We start from the raw sequence: 16,951 nt of genomic DNA on the forward strand, positions 1-16,951 counted from the left end.
CCATGTTCCCTCAGCGATTGGAGCCATCTTCCGACCCTGATACACTGGTAGTGTAACATAATCAATTTAATATTGCAACTATTTTCAATAAATTAATTTATTACTTAGGCAAATTTAATCTTGTTTTAATTTAATGGCGGATGAGGTTTACTCCAGCCACTCCCCTACATCTGTATTATTTTTAATATTCATGCCATCTGGACGATACTCCTGACAGAACCTTAGTACCTCTTCCATAATCATATTATTTCCAAAGGCAACGTTAGTATATCCATACACCATAGAAGGCACCTCACTATATGAGGTGAGTTTTCTGGTGTCATACTGATATATTTTGGTATATGTGTACTGATAGGACTGCTCCGCCAGATTATATACCACCCCGTAACAATACATGGTGTTGTACAGAGATTTAACCATATATACATCTGCCGTGACGGCATTATCCTGAACATTAATGGTTTTAACATCCACATAGTAGCCGGTGCCATCAAGGCTGTCCACAAAATGGCGATCCACCCTTTGAGCCGCCTCTGCATTGTCGACACTACCCCCAAGACACACCACGAAACTGAGAGCTATGGCCACTAGGGCCACAGCTCCTTTAACGCCTTTAATGATATTTTTATGTATCATATTCTTTACATTCTCAATAAGTTTTATGGTTCTATTTTTTTCCATCACTTTCATTACCTTCTGTATCTGTTTTAGCTTCACTATCTGTTTTAGCTTCGCTATCAGCAATAATTTCCTGTTCTTCAGTACTATTAGCATTGTTTTCCACGACTGAGGATGACAGCTCGTACTCCACCACAGAGCCCTCTGCTTGGGATTGTCTGAACTGCTGATGGAAACGACGGCGCTTCAGCAAGGCCCTTTCCATATCATCCAGCTCCTCCTCCGGCACATCATCAATAGGAATTTCCTCATTTAGAATATCACCGTCCAGCTCACGATTGGCATGGGCCATCAGTGGCTGCTTTGGCTCCCTTGACTTCAAGACCAAGAAGGTAATGGCACCAAGAAGGAGTCCCATAACAATTCCTACTCCAAGGCTAAGAGGGTTTCCCTGCTGGGTCCAGCTATCCTGTGGTGCCAGTTTGATCTGCCAATAGCCTCCCGGCACTCTGGCTGAGGATGAGGCGAAGCTATCACCAATATCTCCCTCGGAACGGCCGATAAGACCATCATGATCCATATCCTTGTTGTTGCCATAAAGGGCGTAGTCATAGCCGGAATTAATCAATGCGTGATAGGAGTCATCCTCAATAGCATCAGGCATTTTCAGAATTTCCGCCACATTGCCGATGTAATCAAATTTTGCAGTACGAGCGTTATATGCCAATACCGGAGACATGGCAATAACCACCATGCCACCATCCTGTCTGGTTACCGGCCCCACTGCCAGAGATTCCCCATCTCCAGACATAACCATATCCTGCATCTTGGCAAAGACCGCCGCCAGCTTCTGGTCACCGGCAAAGCTAAAGCCCGCAGGATATGACATTGGAGCACGACCCACAGGGGTATACTGCACTCCCGCCACATGAGTGTCGCTCTGTATGGCAGACTGGGCAGCGGGAATAAACCAGGCATCATTGGCCCGCTGTTTTTGAGCCACATCTGCCAAATAAATGGTATTGGCGGCAAAATCCCTGGTGACGTACTGAAGGCTGGCACCATACTGGTCTGCCACCTTCTGAGTATCCTCCATATTGGTCTTGTGAATGTATTGGTACATCCCCATAAGGCCAATATAAACAGCCACCGCCACCAACAAAAATACAACGGAGGAAACCAGCCATTTATTTAGCCATATATTTTTTATTGATTTTCCCTGTATCATAAACCTTGGCCCCCCTTTTATACGGGTACCTTTGTCCTAGTATAATAGAATTTTACGAACAATTGTGTTATACTGATATTACAATTTTTCACGGACCATGCGGTTGAACTTCACCCTGGGCATCATTACGAAATGGCCACAGCCTTTACATATAAGGCCAATATCCATACCCACCCGGGTTATTTCCCATTCGTGGCTGCCGCAGGGATGAGGCTTCTTCATGCGAACCACATCGCCAATTTCAATTTGGATTTTTTCCATAAAATCACCTATTAACATTTTACAGATTTTTTAATCTGATGGCAATAACCCATAAAGGAGTAAGATAATTTTATGAAGGTATCTGCTATTCAGCTTCCAATTCTTTTAGGAAACAGGCTGCATAATGTGACCGTAATGGAACGCATGGTAAACGAGGTTGCCTCAATGCGGCCGGATGTAATCGTACTGCCGGAGCTTTGGTCTACGGGATTTTACCCCCGGCCTATCCAACGATTTTCCGATCTGGACGGAGACAGTATTTTAAAAAATATGTCCCGACTGGCGGAAAAATACATGGTAAATATTGTTGCAGGCTCCGTACCAGTGAACCGTGAAGGTAAAATATACAATACATCTTATGTGTTTAACCGTTCGGGAAACTTGGTGACCACCTACGACAAGGTGCATCTTTTCTCACCCTCCGGAGAAGCAAAGGACTTTACGGCTGGAAACAAGGCAGTTACCTTTATGCTGGATGGCATAAAATGCGGTTTAGCTATCTGTTACGATTTGCGTTTTCCGGAGTTTATAAGAAAACTTGCACTGGAAGAAATCAGTGTGTTATTTATTCCTGCCGCCTGGCCAATTGAACGGATCCTTCACTGGGATACCTTGGTAAGAGCTCGTGCCATTGAAAACCAGATGTTTGTGGTGGCAGTAAATGGCATTTCCGACCCGGATGACAATGACTTCCACCTTGGAGGCAGCTCCGCCATTATCGATCCGTGGGGAGAAATTCTGGCCCAAGCCTCCACAAATAAGCTGGAAGGTGAGGCCATACAGGCCAACCTCCGCATTGCCATGCAGTATAAAATACACGAAACCATCGATGTCTTTAAGGACAGAAGATCGGATTTATATTAAAAAAATAAATGGGAACTACTAGATTTAGCACCGTCCCACTGCTAAATCTAGTAGTCCCCATTTTTTAATTAAAACATAAACGCGTCCTTTAACCCCAACCAGTTTTTGTCCTTGTCACTGAGATTAAGCTCAACCCCTTCCAGCTTTGGCCACTGAATGCCAATTTCCGGATCATTCCAAGCCAGTCCGCCTTCATCGCCAGGGTGGTAAAAATCAGTACATTTATAGCAGAATCTGGCCACATCAGAAAGCACTAAAAAACCATGGGCAAAGCCAGGAGAAATATAAAACTGTTTTTTATTTTCAGCACTCAAAATTTCTCCATACCACTGGCCAAAGGTAGGGCTGTCCTTGCGCAGGTCCACAGCCACATCAAATACTTCACCTTCAATAACCCGTACAAGCTTTCCCTGTGGGTACTGCTTCTGATAGTGAAGGCCACGAAGGACACCTTTACTGCTCATGCTTTCGTTGTCCTGAACAAAGGTCATGGTAAGGCCTGCTTCTTCCATATCCTTTTGATTATAGGTTTCCATGAAATAACCGCGGCTATCGCCATGAACAGTTGGTTCAATTATGTAGAGGCCATCAATAGGGGCCTTAGTAACTTTTATCTGTCCCATTTTATCTCCTACTATATGTGTACTGATACTGTTGAATTCAGCACTTCATAATCGAGTGCTAAATGCGGGCAGGGACAAGTGGCTTGAACAATAGGTCATGTTGCGTTAAGAAACCTTTTACTTGCCATATCCTTTTTCGCTATTGTTAATGGCAAGGAAAAGTTTTAGCAATATGACCGTGTGAAAGCCACTGTACCTGACCGCCTATAAAAGCTCTTTTAGGTATCTACTCAATGCATCCTGCCATGTTGGTAATGGCTTAAAGCCTACTTCTGCGAGCTTGCTTTTGTCCAGACGGCTATTGAAAGGCCGCTTTGCCTTGCTGAGGCCGTATTCTGCAGTGGTAACTGGAGCAACCTTTACATCCATCTTGGCCTGCTTAAAAATCTCGCAAGCAAACTCGTACCAGCTAATATAGCCCCCCTCATTGGTGGCGTGATAGTAGCCATGCTTTTCAGTTTCACACATATCCACCAACAGCCTTGCCAAATCATAGGTATATGTCGGAGTCCCTATCTGGTCCCTGACCACCCGCAGTTCCGGATGAGTCTGTCCCAGCTTCAGCATAGTTTTAATAAAATTATTGCCGTTTTTGCCAAATACCCAGGCTATACGCACAATAAAAAACTTATCCAGTATACGGCTTACTGCCTGCTCCCCAGCCAACTTGGATTCACCATATACATTAAGTGGCTTGTATTCCTTACAGTCAGGCTGCCACGGCTCAGTACCTTCGCCGTCAAAAACATAGTCCGTGCTGAGATAGAGCATTTTACAGTTAATGTCTTTGCAGGCCTCAGCTATATTTTCTGTTCCGGTGACATTAACAGCCCAAACTTTATCCTTGTTGGCCTCATCTTCTGCGGCATCCACAGCAGTCCAGGCAGCACAATGAACCACAGCATCAGGGCGAATATCTTTAATAACCTTGGATACTGCTTCCTTCTCCGTGATATCCAGTTGAACATATTCATTGGATAAGGCAAGGTCGGAGCCCACAGCTTCGTGCCCCCGCTTACGCAGTTCATTTACAACATCATGGCCCAGCTGCCCCGCCACACCAGTAACGAATACCTTCATAATGATCGACCTCTTTTATCCGTGCGGGTGCAGTTGCTTTCAGCTCGGGTCTCGGCACTAATGCTTCAATCAACAACACCCGCACTTATAAATGATATTATTCTTTCAAAAGTGGCTTCCACCATTTTTCATTTTCCAGATACCACTTGATGGTTTTCTTGATACCATCTGCAAACTTGGTTTCCGGCAACCAACCAAGCTCGTTATGAATCTTGGTTGGATCAATGGCATAACGCATATCATGGCCCTTGCGGTCAGCTACATAGGTAATGAGACTTTCCGGCTTGTTCAGTTCCTTGCAGATGAGCTTCACAATATCAATGTTGCGCATTTCATTATGGCCGCCGATATTGTAAACCTCCCCCACGGTACCCTTGTGGATAATCAAATCAATAGCCTTGCAATGATCCTCCACATAGAGCCAGTCCCGCACATTGATACCCTCACCGTAAACTGGCAAAGGCTTGTCTGCCAAGGCATTAGTAATCATGAAAGGAATCAGCTTCTCAGGGAAATGATATGGACCATAGTTGTTACTGCAACGGCTGATGGTTACAGGAAGCCCATAGGTGCGATGATAAGCCATAACCAGCAAATCCGCCCCAGCCTTGGAGCTGCTATATGGAGAGCTGGTATGTAGTGGAGTTTCCTCAGTGAAGAAAAGATCCAGCCTATCCAAAGGCAAATCACCATAAACCTCATCAGTAGACACTTGATGATAGCGTTTAATTCCATACTTGCGGCAAGCATCCATCAACACAGCAGTGCCCTTGATATTGGTTTCCAGAAAAATATCCGGATTTTCGATGGAGCGGTCCACATGACTTTCAGCAGCGAAATTTACCACCATATCTGGCTTCTCAAGTTCAAACAGTTCGTTTACAGCTTTGCGGTCACAAATATCAGCCTTTACGAACAAGAACTTCTGGTTTTCCATAGCCGGCTCCAAAGTGGAAAGATTACCCGCATAGGTTAGCTTGTCCAGACAAATAATTCTATAGTCCGGATGGGCCTTCAACATATGAAAAATAAAATTACTGCCAATAAACCCGGCACCGCCAGTAACAATAATAGTCATCTTTATACTCCCGTAACATCTATATATTTTCCGTCCAATACGTCCTTCAAATACTGGCCATACTGGTTTTTCTTCAGTACTTCGTAAACCTTCAGCACATCCTCCTTGGAAATCCAGCCATTCAAATAGGCGATTTCCTCAAGGCAAGCAATCTTGCGGTGCTGATGGGTTTCAATGGTCTTAACAAAATTAGTGGCATCCACCAAAGACTCATGGGTTCCCGTGTCCAGCCAAGTAAAGCCCTGTCCCAGAAGCTCCACACTTAGCTCACCCTGCTCCAGATAGATACGGTTTAAATCGGTAATCTCCAGCTCCCCGCGGCCGCTTGGTTTCAAGCCCTTGGCATACTCTATTACACGATTATCGTAGAAATAAAGGCCTGTTACACAATAGTTGCTCTTAGGTTTTTCCGGCTTCTCCTCAATGGATATTGCCTTGCCATTATCATCGAACTCAACAATACCAAATCTCTCCGGATCATCTACATAATATCCGAAAACGGTGGCACCTTTTCCTGTTTCAGCGTGTTTTACAGCAGCTTTCAGGCGTTTGGTCATGCCATGGCCTGCAAAAATATTATCGCCAAGAATCATGGCAACGCTGTCCTTGCCGATGAATTCCTCACCAATAATAAAGGCCTGGGCCAAACCGCCAGGACTTGGCTGAACGGCATAGGAAAGATGAACGCCAAACTGTTTTCCATCACCTAAAAGTTCCTTGAAGCGTGGGGTGTCCTGGGGGGTGGAGATAATAAGAATATCACGAATCCCAGCTCGCATGAGAACGGACATAGGGTAGTAAATCATTGGTTTGTCGTAGACTGGTAACAGCTGCTTGGAGGTTACCATTGTAAGTGGGTACAGGCGCGTGCCAGAACCTCCTGCAAGTATTATACCCTTCATATTAATCTCCTTAAATGTCAATTTATCACCAGCGGGCAAGTAGCTACTGTATTCAGCTCGGGTCTCAGGACTAAAACTGTTTTTGCATTATTGAAATAGCAAAAAAAATCAAAACTCACTTCGCCTTTCAGGGCTCGTTCAAACAATTGATTTTTTCAGCTAATGCAGGAGTGCAAAAGCCAGTTTATTAACGTCCATCGCCCTAATGCTTCACACAGTAACCACCTGCCCGCTTTTCGTACTGCCACGTACAGTGTACATAGGCAGCTGACTTAAGGTGTACGGCAGTAGATGGCTTGAACAATAGGTCATGTTGTGTTAATAAACCTTTTACTTTCTATAACCCTAATATTAGCAGAAAAAGTTGATTGTTTGAGCGCAGCGAGTTTCAACTTTTTTTGCTATTGTTGATAGAAAGGAAAAGTTTTAGAAATATGACCGTGTGAAAGCCACTACTACCGTACACATGAATTACACTCTATAATTTCATAATCTTACACGTTGAAGCGGAAGTAGGTTACATCTCCGTCCTGCATGATGTAATCCTTGCCCTCCAGACGGACCTGTCCCTTTTCGCGGGCTGCTGCAGTTGAGCCGGCTGCCACAAGATCATCGAAATTTACGATTTCAGCACGAATAAAGCCGCGCTCAATGTCGGAGTGAATCTTACCCGCAGCCTTTGGTGCGGTGGTGCCCTTTACAATAGTCCAGGCGCGGCACTCATCAGGACCGGCTGTAAGGAAGGTCATAAGGCCGAGCAAATCAAAGGCCGCCTTTATGAGCTTCTGAAGGCCAGACTCCTTTAAGCCCATATCCGCCAAAAATTCCTTAGCTTCCTCGTCATCAAGCTCTGCAATTTCAGACTCCACACGGGCAGAAATGGTAACCACTTCAGCACCTTCAGTCTTGGCGTATTCCTTCACCCGCTGTACATGAGGATTATCCGTATCGGCGGTAGTCACCTCATCCTCGCTGACATTGGCTACAAAAAGGGTTGGCTTAAGGGTAAGGAAATTCATTTCCTTAATCATGTCCTTTTCATCATCAGAGAGATCAACACTACGAACGGTTTTACCCTCGTCCAGAGCCGCCTTAATCTTCTCCAGCACCTCAGCCTCAGCCTTAGCTTCCTTAGCACCGGACTTGGCCAGCTTGGTAAGCTTCAGCAGGCGACGCTCCAGCACTTCCATATCTGCAAGACACAGCTCTGTATTAATAATTTCAATATCACGAATAGGGTCAATGGAGCCCTCCACGTGAGTAATGTTGCCATCATCAAAGCAGCGCACCACTTGAGCCACTGCATCCACCTGACGGATATGCTCCAAAAACTTATTGCCCAAGCCTTCACCTTTGGAGGCACCCTTTACCAAGCCAGCAATATCTACAAAGCGAAATGCCGCTGGGGTGGTTTTCTTGGAATCATACATTTCATGAAGCACCTGCAGTCGCTCATCTGGCACATCAACATTACCCACATTAGGCTCAATGGTACAGAATGGGTAATTTGCCGCCTCAGCACCAGCCTTTGTTATAGCATTAAAAAGTGTACTCTTGCCCACATTAGGCAAACCAACTATACCTACTTCTAAATTACTCAATTTTTCATATCTCCCTACTAAAATAATCTAACATTTCACTGTTGGCTGAGCATCAACAGCATTTATTTATTGTACCCATTAGGGTTATTTTTCTGCCAGTTCCAGCTGTCACGGCACATATCTGCCAGATTGCGCTTGGACTTCCAACCCAGCATTCGCTCTGCCTTATGGGCATCGGAATACACTGCTGGCAAATCTCCAGCCCGCCGCGGTCCAATTTCATAGGCTACCTTAACATTATTTACCTTCTGGAAGGTGTTCACAATATCAAGCACACTGTATGGCTGGCCAGTACCTAAATTAATAATCTCTGTACCATGATGATGGGCGCAAAATTCCACTGCCATTACATGGCCCTCGGCCAAATCCATAACGTGAATATAGTCACGTAGGCAGGTACCATCAGGAGTATCGTAATCGCCACCGAAAATAGTGAGCTTTTCCCGCTTGCCCACAGCCACCTGGGAAACATAAGGCATTAAATTATTCGGTATACCTTGAGGATCTTCACCAATGCGACCGGATTCATGGGCACCAATTGGATTAAAATACCTAAGGAGCACCACACTTAAATCCTTGTCCGCCACAGAGGCATCCTGCAAAATCTGCTCCATCATAGACTTGGTCCAGCCATATGGATTAGTACAACTCCCCTTTGGCATTCCTTCATGACATGGGGAAGGATTTTCTGAGCCATACACAGTAGCTGAAGAAGAAAAGACAATTTCCTTACACCCAGTCTGCTCCATGCACTCCAAAAGGGTTAAGGTGGTATCTATATTGTTGCGGTAATAACGGATAGGCTGCTGAACAGACTCTCCCACTGCCTTTAATCCCGCAAAATGGATTACGCAGTCAGGCTGCTCCTTCTGCATTATTTTCAGTATCCTAACCTTATCCTTGACGTCATCTTCATATAGAGTCACTGACTTACCCGTCAGCTCCTCTACCCGCTTTATAGACTCAGGAGAGCTATTATCATAATTATCGACCACAACTACTTCATGACCATTATTCAACAAAGATAGGGCTGTATGGGATCCAATATACCCAGCTCCACCAGCTAATAAAATTTTCATAAGCGACCTCATTACTTCAATACATCATTTAAATATTTTCTAAACTCCGTACCCAGGTCCTCACGACGCAAAGCAAATTCTACTGTAGCCTTCAAAAAACCCAGCTTATCCCCCACATCATAGCGCTTGCCTTCAAAATTAAAAGCCCAGACTGGCTCATTTTTAGCCAATACCTTCAGAGCATCCGTGAGCTGAACCTCACCGCCCTTTCCTGGTGGAGTCTTTTCCAATATATCAAAGATTGATGAAGAAATTATGTAACGGCCCAAAACCGCCATATTGCTAGGTGCTTCCCCAACTTCTGGCTTTTCCACCATGTCAGTAACCTTCAAAAGATTTGCTCCCGCAATTTCTTCACCGGCTACCACGCCGTAGGAGCTAACCTTGTCATCTGGCACCAGCTGACAGCCAAGAACACTGCCACCATAGGACTCGTGAACATCAATTAATTGCTTCAGTGCAGGTTTTCCTTCAGTATAAACCACATCATCGCCTAGGAGTACCGCAAAAGGCTCGCCCCCCATAAAGGATCTGGCGCAAAGGATGGCATCACCCAAGCCGTTCATGTGCTTCTGGCGAATATAATGAACATTAATATCCGCAGTTTCCCGCACCATAGCCAAAAGATCATCCTTGTGCTTTTCAGCCAGCATTGCCTCCAGCACTGGGGCAGAGTCAAAATGGTCCTCAATGGCTCTCTTGGCATGACCGCTGATAATAAGGATTTCTTCAATACCGCTGGCCAGAGCCTCCTCAACAATATACTGAATAGTTGGTTTATCTACAATTGGCAGCATTTCCTTTGGGGTGGCTTTGGTGGCTGGCAAAAAGCGGGTACCAAAACCAGCAGCAGGAATAACTGCTTTTCTTATTTTCTGCATAATATACACTCCGTACAATTAAATTTATGGTAACAATTAATTTTAGCATATTTTAAGGCAAAAAAATAGACTGGGACAGATGTCTTGAACAATAGGTCATGTTGCGTTAAGTGTGAAAGACACTGTCCCAGTCTATTTTAGTATTATCCTCTAATATCCAAAAATTGCATCTTTCCATGGATTTTAACGGTTACGGAATCTGCTGGGAAGAAAATGCAATCTCCCCTAAACACCTTAATAAATTCTGTTTCATTAATAAATAAAGTACCACACCCATTGGTACACAAAAGCACCCTAAAGGAAGTCTCATCCGCCCTGTATTCCACCAGCTGACGAATCCGCTCAGTGTTTATCAGCATCCGTTTTACCTCAAAATACTTACAGCGGCACAAAAGCTCTGTGGCACAGCCTTGGCTATATTTCAATGAATGAATTGGCTGTTTTGGTTTGACAGCCCCCTTAAGATTGGCTACTGCCAATGCCTTGTCCACATGAAGGGGGCGCTTGTTCCCCTGTTTATCAACCCTGTCATAATCGTAAAGTCGATAGGTAAGATTAGAACTCTCTTGAATTTCAGCTACAAGTGCTCCTGCCCCAATGGCATGAATAGTCCCTGCTTCAATGAAAAATACATCATCCGGCTTAATTGGCACCTTCTGCAAATGCTTTTCCAAATTACCATTTTCTATACTGCGGCGTATAGTGTCCCCATCCATATCATATTTAAGACCATAAACAAGCTGACTGTCTGACTTGGCATCCAGCACATACCACATCTCCGACTTACCCATTTGACCATTTTCGTATTTTTGGGCATATTCATCATCGGGATGAACCTGCACCGACAAGTCATTTTTTGCATCAATAAATTTTATTAGTATTGGAAGCTCGCCATTGGTCTTTGGATGGGTTCCCAAAAAATCCGGGTGCTCTTTTAGAATTTCACCAAGGCTTTTACCATCAAATTTGCCTCCCACCGCATAAGATGGACCATCGGGATGGGTTGAACATTCCCAGGTCTCCGCCAGAGGACTCATGTCTATATTTTTTGAAAAATCATCATCAAGGCGACTGCCACCCCAAATATAATCCTTGCCTGTAGGCTTCATTAAAAAAGGCTTTCTGTTCATAACTCACCTCACCGGAGGGTCCTCACTCCAATTCGCATTTTTTCTACTCGTTTATTATAACGCCATTGTTATTTTTTTTCTTCTTTTATACGAAAATTCTCCCCTCCACCACCCAAATTTCTTACAAATCAAAGAAAAAGGACCAGCCTGCGCCAGTCCTTTAATACTTTCAATTACTTAATTTTATTAAGTTGAAACATTAAGCCTTCCAAAGGCCATGGAGATTGCAATACTCGTAGGTTGCCACCAATGTCTCACCCTCAACCAGCAGGAAAGTAGCCTCTGGCTTATCCTGTGGGGTAAGCTTCTTCATCTGGCAGCCCTTGTTAGTCTCAATGGCAATCCACTGAATGTAATGAGCATCAGTCATAGGATGCTCAACGCTACCCACCTTAACAGAAACCTTGTTACCCTCAACAGTAACAGCAGGCACATGCTTCTCCTGGGCTGCATCAGTAGTACCTGGAATAAGCTCGGTCATTCCCTGACCACAGCAGGACAATGGGCCCTTAATCTCACTAACAGCAGTTGTAATGTTACCACACAAATCACACTTGAAAAATCTCATTTCGATTCACTCCTATCAATACACACAATATTAACAAAATTGCTCAAAACGGATATTTAAGTTAATTATATGATAGTATTCTGAAAAATAAAAGGAAAATATTTACTTCTCCAACTCGAACTTCTGCTTATCGCTCACGCTGATTTCTTCGCCAATCTGCACCTCAACCAGCTTCAGCTCAGTGTCAGCTATTACAGTATGACGACACCCCGCAGCGATTGACACCACGTCACCAGTGTTGATTTTCTGTTCCATGCCATCCACAATAGTTCTGCCACGGCCCTCAATTACCACCCAAACCTCATCACGATTTTTATGGCTGTGATAATTCATGGAATGACCGGCATTAAGGGTAACCTTTATGGTCATGGAACCATTTTCCACATCAATGACCTTGTAGCTGCCCCAGGACTTTTCCGCAAAACGTATTTCCTGATTAAACTTTTCTACAAAAGGCTTAATATATGAGCTCTGTTCCTTGTCGGAAACCAATATACCCTCAGGAGATGCCGAAATAACCACATCGTGAAGCCCCATGGCCAGAACGGGCACATCCATTTCATTTACAATATGCACTCCTGAGCAGGCCTCATTCAATACCCCGCGGCCAATTATAGGTTCCTCCATAGCCTCTGTTAAGGTATTCCAGGTCCCCAGATCCTTCCACTGTCCGCGGAAACGCTGGACCTGAATTTTAGGCTCCTTCTCCACCACAGCATAGTCAAAAGAAATCTTTGGCAATGTATCATACTTTGAGAACAAATCATAGTAATCCTCAAAATCAAAATGTTTATGGGCTATATCCATAACATATTTCAGCTTATAGGCAAAGACACCACCATTCCATAGAGCACCCTGGGCAATATATTCCTCAGCCACCTCTTTGCTGGGCTTCTCTTTAAAGGTTGATACCGTGGAAATTTCCTCAGAATTTTCGGGAATAATATAGCCGTATTTTTCTGAAGGATAAGTAGGCTCAATACCCATTAGTACCAGATTGGCCTCTCCCTTATCAGCCTGCTTTGCCAAATCATTCAAAGCCTTAAAATAATCGGCCTCCACATAAGGGTCCACAGGGCATACCACCACAGATTCCTCTGGATTCACCTTAAGCACATCCACAAGATACGCAGTGCTTAGTGCTATGGCCGGAAAGGTATCCCGTCGACAAGGCTCCACAGAAATACCCACGTTCTCCCCCAGCTGATTATTTATGGCAGAAACCTGGGTCTTGGATGTGGCAATAGTAACCTTAGCCTCGGGGTCCACCTGCTTAATCTGACGATAAACCCGCTGAACCATGGACTCATAGGTGCCATCTGACTGCTTAAAAATTTTAATAAACTGTTTACTTCTAATATCATTGGAAAGTGGCCACAGACGCTTGCCCGAGCCACCGGAAAGTAAAATAATATTCATACCCAACTCCACATCAATATATGCAGGCTACATCATCAACGCTCTGCACGCATAGGATTTTCCAGAAAATCCTTATAGGCCAGACGAATACCATCCTCCAGCTCCGTCTTGTAGGTCCAGCCAAGCTTTGCAGCCTTGGACACGTCCAGCAGCTTTCTAGGTGTACCGTTTGGTCTGGAAGTATCCCAAAGGATTTCTCCCTCATAGCCAACAACCTTGGCCACCATTTCAGTCAGCTCCTTAATGGTAAGCTCCTTACCAGTGCCAGCATTAACGGTTTCATTACCACTATAGTTGTTCATCAAAAAAACGCAAAGATTAGCCAAATCGTCAACATAGAGGAATTCTCTCAGCGGCGAGCCATCTCCCCAGCAGGTAACACTTTTGGCACCACTTTCCTTGGCCTCATGGAAACGGCGGATAAGTGCTGGCAGCACATGGCTGTGCTCTGGATGATAATTGTCATTTGGCCCATATAAATTAGTAGGCATTACGGAAATATAGTCAGTCCCGTACTGTTTATTCAAAAACTCGCAATATTTCAGACCTGAAATCTTGGCCAGGGCATAGGCCTCATTGGTCTTTTCCAGCTCAGAGGTCAAAAGACAGCTTTCAGGCATTGGCTGAGGAGCCATGCGAGGATAGATGCAGGATGAACCTAAAAATTCCAGCTTCTTACAGCCGTTTTTCCATGCGGAATTTATGACATTCATCTCCAAAATCATGTTATCGTACATGAAATCCGCCAAAGCCTCGGAATTGGCCACGATGCCGCCAACCTTGGCAGCTGCCAAAAATACATACTCCGGCTTTTCCTCGGCGAAAAACTTCTCCACCTGGTCCTGACGACAAAGGTCCAGCTCCTTGTGGGTTCTGGTGATAATATTAGTATATCCCTGACGCTCCAGCTCCCGGACTATAGCAGAGCCCACCATACCACGATGGCCAGCCACATATATTTTTGCGTTTTTCTCCATCATTTTACGACACCCTTTTCCAAAAACTCAGCCAGATTTACATGCTCTTTAAGACGGTCAGCAGCCACCTTTTCCATATCGTGCTGAACCATGAGTCGTACCAGCTCCTCAAAGGTGGTCTTGGTAGGATTCCAGCCCAGCTCATTCTTGGCCTTGGTTGGATCACCCCAAAGATTTACAACATCAGTTGGACGGTAGAAATCAGGGCTTACCTCAACTACCACCTTGCCAGTGGCCTTGTCGATGCCCTTTTCCTCCATGCCCTCACCAGTAAACTCCAGCTCAATTCCCGCATGATGGAAGGCCAGCTGACAGAATTCGCGAACAGAATGCTGCACACCGGTGGCAATAACGAAATCCTCTGGCTTGTCGTGCTGCAAAATCAGCCACATGCACTCAACGTAGTCCTTAGCATAGCCCCAATCACGAAGGCTGTCCAGATTGCCAAGATAGAGCTTTTCCTGCTTGCCCTGGGCAATACGGGCTGCTGCCAAGGTAATTTTTCTGGTAACAAAGGTCTCACCACGGCGCTCGGATTCGTGATTAAAGAGAATGCCAGAGCAACAGAACATATTGTAAGCCTCACGATACTCCTTGGTAATCCAGAAGCCGTACTGCTTGGCCACCGCATACGGGGAGTATGGATGGAATGGGGTATTCTCGTTCTGAGGCACCTCCTCCACCTTGCCATAAAGCTCAGATGTAGAGGCCTGATAAATACGGCAGGTATCCTTCAACCCGCAAAGACGAACTGCCTCCAAAATTCTAAGAACACCAGTAGCATCAACATCAGCGGTAAATTCAGGAGCATCAAAGGAAACCTGAACATGGCTCTGGGCTGCTAGATTGTAAATCTCATCAGGACGCACAGTGCTGATAACCGCCATGAGTCCCATGGAGTCACCCATATCCCCGTAATGAAGGTGGAAATTAGGCTTGCCCTCCAAATGAGCAATTCGCTCACGATAATCCACGGAAGAACGACGGATGATGCCATGAACATCATAGCCCTTCTCCAATAAAAACTCTGCCAAATATGAACCATCCTGACCGGTAACGCCGGTAATCAATGCTTTTTTCATTTTATCCTCCAAAAATAAAATAATCTCTCCGCCACTGCAGAGAGATTGTCGATGTGCAATCGCCCTACTGGCTTTTGCACTATTCTTTCACATTATATTTATTTATGCCACCTATTTTCTTTGGAAAAACTTGCACAATCTTGTGTTTATTATTTTATCATTGTAATTATGGTGAGTCCTTATTTCCAGCGCTTTCGGTATTCCCTTGGGGAAATTCCCTCCACAGACTTGAACACTCTTGATAAATATTGTTCCGAGGAAAAGCCCACCTTGCCGGCTATCTCTGCCAGAGTATCCCCCGTAAATCTCAGCAACTCCTTAGTTTTTCTGATGCGCACATTTGACAGGTATTTTATGGGAGAAATTCCCGTTACTCTGGAAAAAATATGGCCCAAATAGGTCTTCTCCAAAAAGAATTCCTTGGATAATTTTTCCAAGGTAATGTCTTCCATGTAATGACTGTCCATATACAACCGTATAGCCTCTACATTATCCTTTGGCTCCGCCTTTTCACCGCCCCAGCAGTCCCCCATCACCTTTTCCAAAAGTGAGGACAATATGGTATTGATGCTCATATCACGTACGTAGGAGGCTCCCGAAGCAGTCTTAAAAAGCTCACTAAATAACTTAAGATATGACGTAATATCCGTGGCATTGAAAGCCGGTCTTCCCGCTCTGGCAAGGAATTTGCTGTAAATAGACAATGCAGCCGGCCCATCAAAATGAGCCCAATGAATGGTCCACAAATCCTCTCCGGTACTGTGGGAATAGGGCTGGGAACAATCAATAAAGGCCACATCACCTATTGTTAGACGATACCTTTTCCCAGCAGTGGTCACTTCCCCAGAGCCTTTTTCCACCACCAACAGCAAAAGACCACCTAAATTAGCCCGCTTAGACGTATGGGGCTCCAAGGCAGTCAGATATCCCACCTCTGCCAAGTGCAGCAATGATGCTCGGGCAAATGGGGAGGGAGTGTATTGAATTCTGGTTGTGGTAACTGTGGACATTTAAAAATCCTTTTCTGCTTTCATAAAATCCATAATATTGGCATGGATTTACGATGATTATAATTATGATTATGTGATAGCATTCTCTAAATATTATATCAATAATACATTTTCCAGCCTGTTCATCTAGAAGATACTCTCTTCATATAATCAAGTCCGTTGTATTCAATTCTTCATAAGAATACAATAGCAGTCTGACAACAGATAGGCGTGTCAGTAACACTCACTTTCTAATAAGAAATCTATAATATTTACATTTTTTATGCCTTCATAATCCTTGATATATATCTTATCCATAGTTAATAATACCTTTTCATAAGCATCGGGAATAGCCCGCAATGGTTTCAACTCCCTTTCTCTAGTGGTATCATCCAAAACAGAGGCCGATACCTGAAAATACACCTTTCTCTCTGCCTTACTGGCAACAAAGTCCACCTCCAAAGTTCCAACTTTGCCAACAGACACATGATAGCCACGGCGCAACAACTCCAAATATACGATATTTTCCAGCACCCGGCCATAATCAGCCTGTTTAAAATCTAAAAGGGCA

General features: G+C 44.5%; 17 protein-coding genes and 1 pseudogene. 1 reads left to right on the forward strand and 17 read right to left on the reverse strand.

Translation table 11 applies throughout. From position 1 onward, the window contains the following. Positions 1 to 147: 147 nt before the first annotated feature. The 3 genes from T355_RS0110240 to T355_RS0110250 form a co-directional block, all read right to left on the reverse strand. Complete coding sequence (locus tag T355_RS0110240; RefSeq protein ID WP_155851712.1) at positions 148 to 684, reverse strand: hypothetical protein; 537 nt, start codon at positions 682 to 684, stop codon at positions 148 to 150. Beyond that, positions 668 to 1,846 (reverse strand): hypothetical protein, encoded by a 1,179-nt coding sequence (locus T355_RS0110245; protein WP_027397680.1) that lies wholly within the window; start codon positions 1,844 to 1,846, stop codon positions 668 to 670. The genes T355_RS0110240 and T355_RS0110245 overlap by 17 nt, the downstream gene beginning before the upstream one ends. Before the next feature lie 78 nt (positions 1,847 to 1,924). After that, on the reverse strand, positions 1,925 to 2,107 hold the full coding sequence (locus tag T355_RS0110250) for a DUF951 domain-containing protein (protein WP_027397681.1): 183 nt from the start codon (positions 2,105 to 2,107) through the stop codon (positions 1,925 to 1,927). Between the two features lie 72 nt (positions 2,108 to 2,179). Here T355_RS0110250 and T355_RS0110255 point away from each other — a divergent pair, with 72 nt between their 5' ends. Further along, positions 2,180 to 2,971, forward strand: a complete 792-nt coding sequence (locus tag T355_RS0110255; RefSeq protein WP_027397682.1) for a carbon-nitrogen family hydrolase — start codon at positions 2,180 to 2,182, stop codon at positions 2,969 to 2,971. A 68-nt stretch (positions 2,972 to 3,039) separates the two neighbouring features. On the opposite strand, the gene rfbC is transcribed toward T355_RS0110255, so the two are convergent. The 14 genes and pseudogenes from rfbC to T355_RS15440 all read right to left on the reverse strand — a co-directional run. Next, positions 3,040 to 3,594: a dTDP-4-dehydrorhamnose 3,5-epimerase gene (gene rfbC, locus T355_RS0110260; RefSeq protein WP_027397683.1), complete on the reverse strand. Its 555-nt coding sequence runs from the start codon at positions 3,592 to 3,594 to the stop codon at positions 3,040 to 3,042. 204 nt (positions 3,595 to 3,798) lie between these two features. Continuing rightward, entirely contained in the window at positions 3,799 to 4,674 is an 876-nt protein-coding gene (rfbD, locus tag T355_RS0110265; protein WP_027397684.1) for a dTDP-4-dehydrorhamnose reductase, read from the reverse strand. Positions 4,675 to 4,771: 97 nt separating this feature from the next. Continuing rightward, positions 4,772 to 5,752 carry a dTDP-glucose 4,6-dehydratase gene (gene rfbB / locus T355_RS14210; RefSeq protein ID WP_051555534.1) on the reverse strand — a complete coding sequence of 327 codons (981 nt, stop codon included), beginning with the start codon at positions 5,750 to 5,752 and terminating at the stop codon, positions 4,772 to 4,774. 2 nt (positions 5,753 to 5,754) lie between these two features. Continuing rightward, positions 5,755 to 6,654 (reverse strand): glucose-1-phosphate thymidylyltransferase RfbA, encoded by a 900-nt coding sequence (gene rfbA / locus T355_RS0110275; RefSeq protein ID WP_027397685.1) that lies wholly within the window; start codon positions 6,652 to 6,654, stop codon positions 5,755 to 5,757. A gap of 494 nt (positions 6,655 to 7,148) precedes the next feature. Beyond that, the gene (gene ychF, locus T355_RS0110280) at positions 7,149 to 8,255 is read right to left on the reverse strand and encodes a redox-regulated ATPase YchF (RefSeq protein WP_027397686.1); all 1,107 of its coding nucleotides are present in this window, start codon (positions 8,253 to 8,255) and stop codon (positions 7,149 to 7,151) included. A 62-nt stretch (positions 8,256 to 8,317) separates the two neighbouring features. Beyond that, on the reverse strand, positions 8,318 to 9,334 hold the full coding sequence (galE, locus tag T355_RS0110285; RefSeq protein ID WP_027397687.1) for a UDP-glucose 4-epimerase GalE: 1,017 nt from the start codon (positions 9,332 to 9,334) through the stop codon (positions 8,318 to 8,320). Positions 9,335 to 9,345: 11 nt separating this feature from the next. Beyond that, complete coding sequence (gene galU / locus T355_RS0110290; protein WP_027397688.1) at positions 9,346 to 10,215, reverse strand: UTP--glucose-1-phosphate uridylyltransferase GalU; 870 nt, start codon at positions 10,213 to 10,215, stop codon at positions 9,346 to 9,348. Positions 10,216 to 10,358: 143 nt separating this feature from the next. Next, positions 10,359 to 11,345: a type I phosphomannose isomerase catalytic subunit gene (locus T355_RS14215; protein WP_051555535.1), complete on the reverse strand. Its 987-nt coding sequence runs from the start codon at positions 11,343 to 11,345 to the stop codon at positions 10,359 to 10,361. A 199-nt stretch (positions 11,346 to 11,544) separates the two neighbouring features. Next, positions 11,545 to 11,919, reverse strand: coding sequence for a desulfoferrodoxin family protein (locus T355_RS0110300; protein WP_027397689.1), 375 nt, complete (start codon positions 11,917 to 11,919; stop codon positions 11,545 to 11,547). Between the two features lie 96 nt (positions 11,920 to 12,015). Further along, a complete protein-coding gene (locus T355_RS0110305) occupies positions 12,016 to 13,332 on the reverse strand; it encodes a sugar phosphate nucleotidyltransferase (protein ID WP_027397690.1) in 1,317 nt (438 codons plus the stop codon). A gap of 35 nt (positions 13,333 to 13,367) precedes the next feature. Beyond that, entirely contained in the window at positions 13,368 to 14,312 is a 945-nt protein-coding gene (locus tag T355_RS0110310; RefSeq protein WP_027397691.1) for a GDP-L-fucose synthase family protein, read from the reverse strand. Next, entirely contained in the window at positions 14,309 to 15,391 is a 1,083-nt protein-coding gene (gmd, locus tag T355_RS14220; RefSeq protein WP_051555536.1) for a GDP-mannose 4,6-dehydratase, read from the reverse strand. The genes T355_RS0110310 and gmd overlap by 4 nt, the downstream gene beginning before the upstream one ends. 179 nt (positions 15,392 to 15,570) lie before the next feature. Beyond that, positions 15,571 to 16,401, reverse strand: a complete 831-nt coding sequence (locus tag T355_RS0110320; RefSeq protein ID WP_027397692.1) for an AraC family transcriptional regulator — start codon at positions 16,399 to 16,401, stop codon at positions 15,571 to 15,573. Between the two features lie 213 nt (positions 16,402 to 16,614). After that, positions 16,615 to 16,951, reverse strand: a pseudogene (locus T355_RS15440) (ATPase); the annotation flags it as partial.

The sequence above is a fragment of the Anaerovibrio lipolyticus LB2005 genome (assembly GCF_000621545.1).
Lineage (GTDB): Bacteria > Bacillota > Negativicutes > Selenomonadales > Selenomonadaceae > Anaerovibrio > Anaerovibrio lipolyticus_A.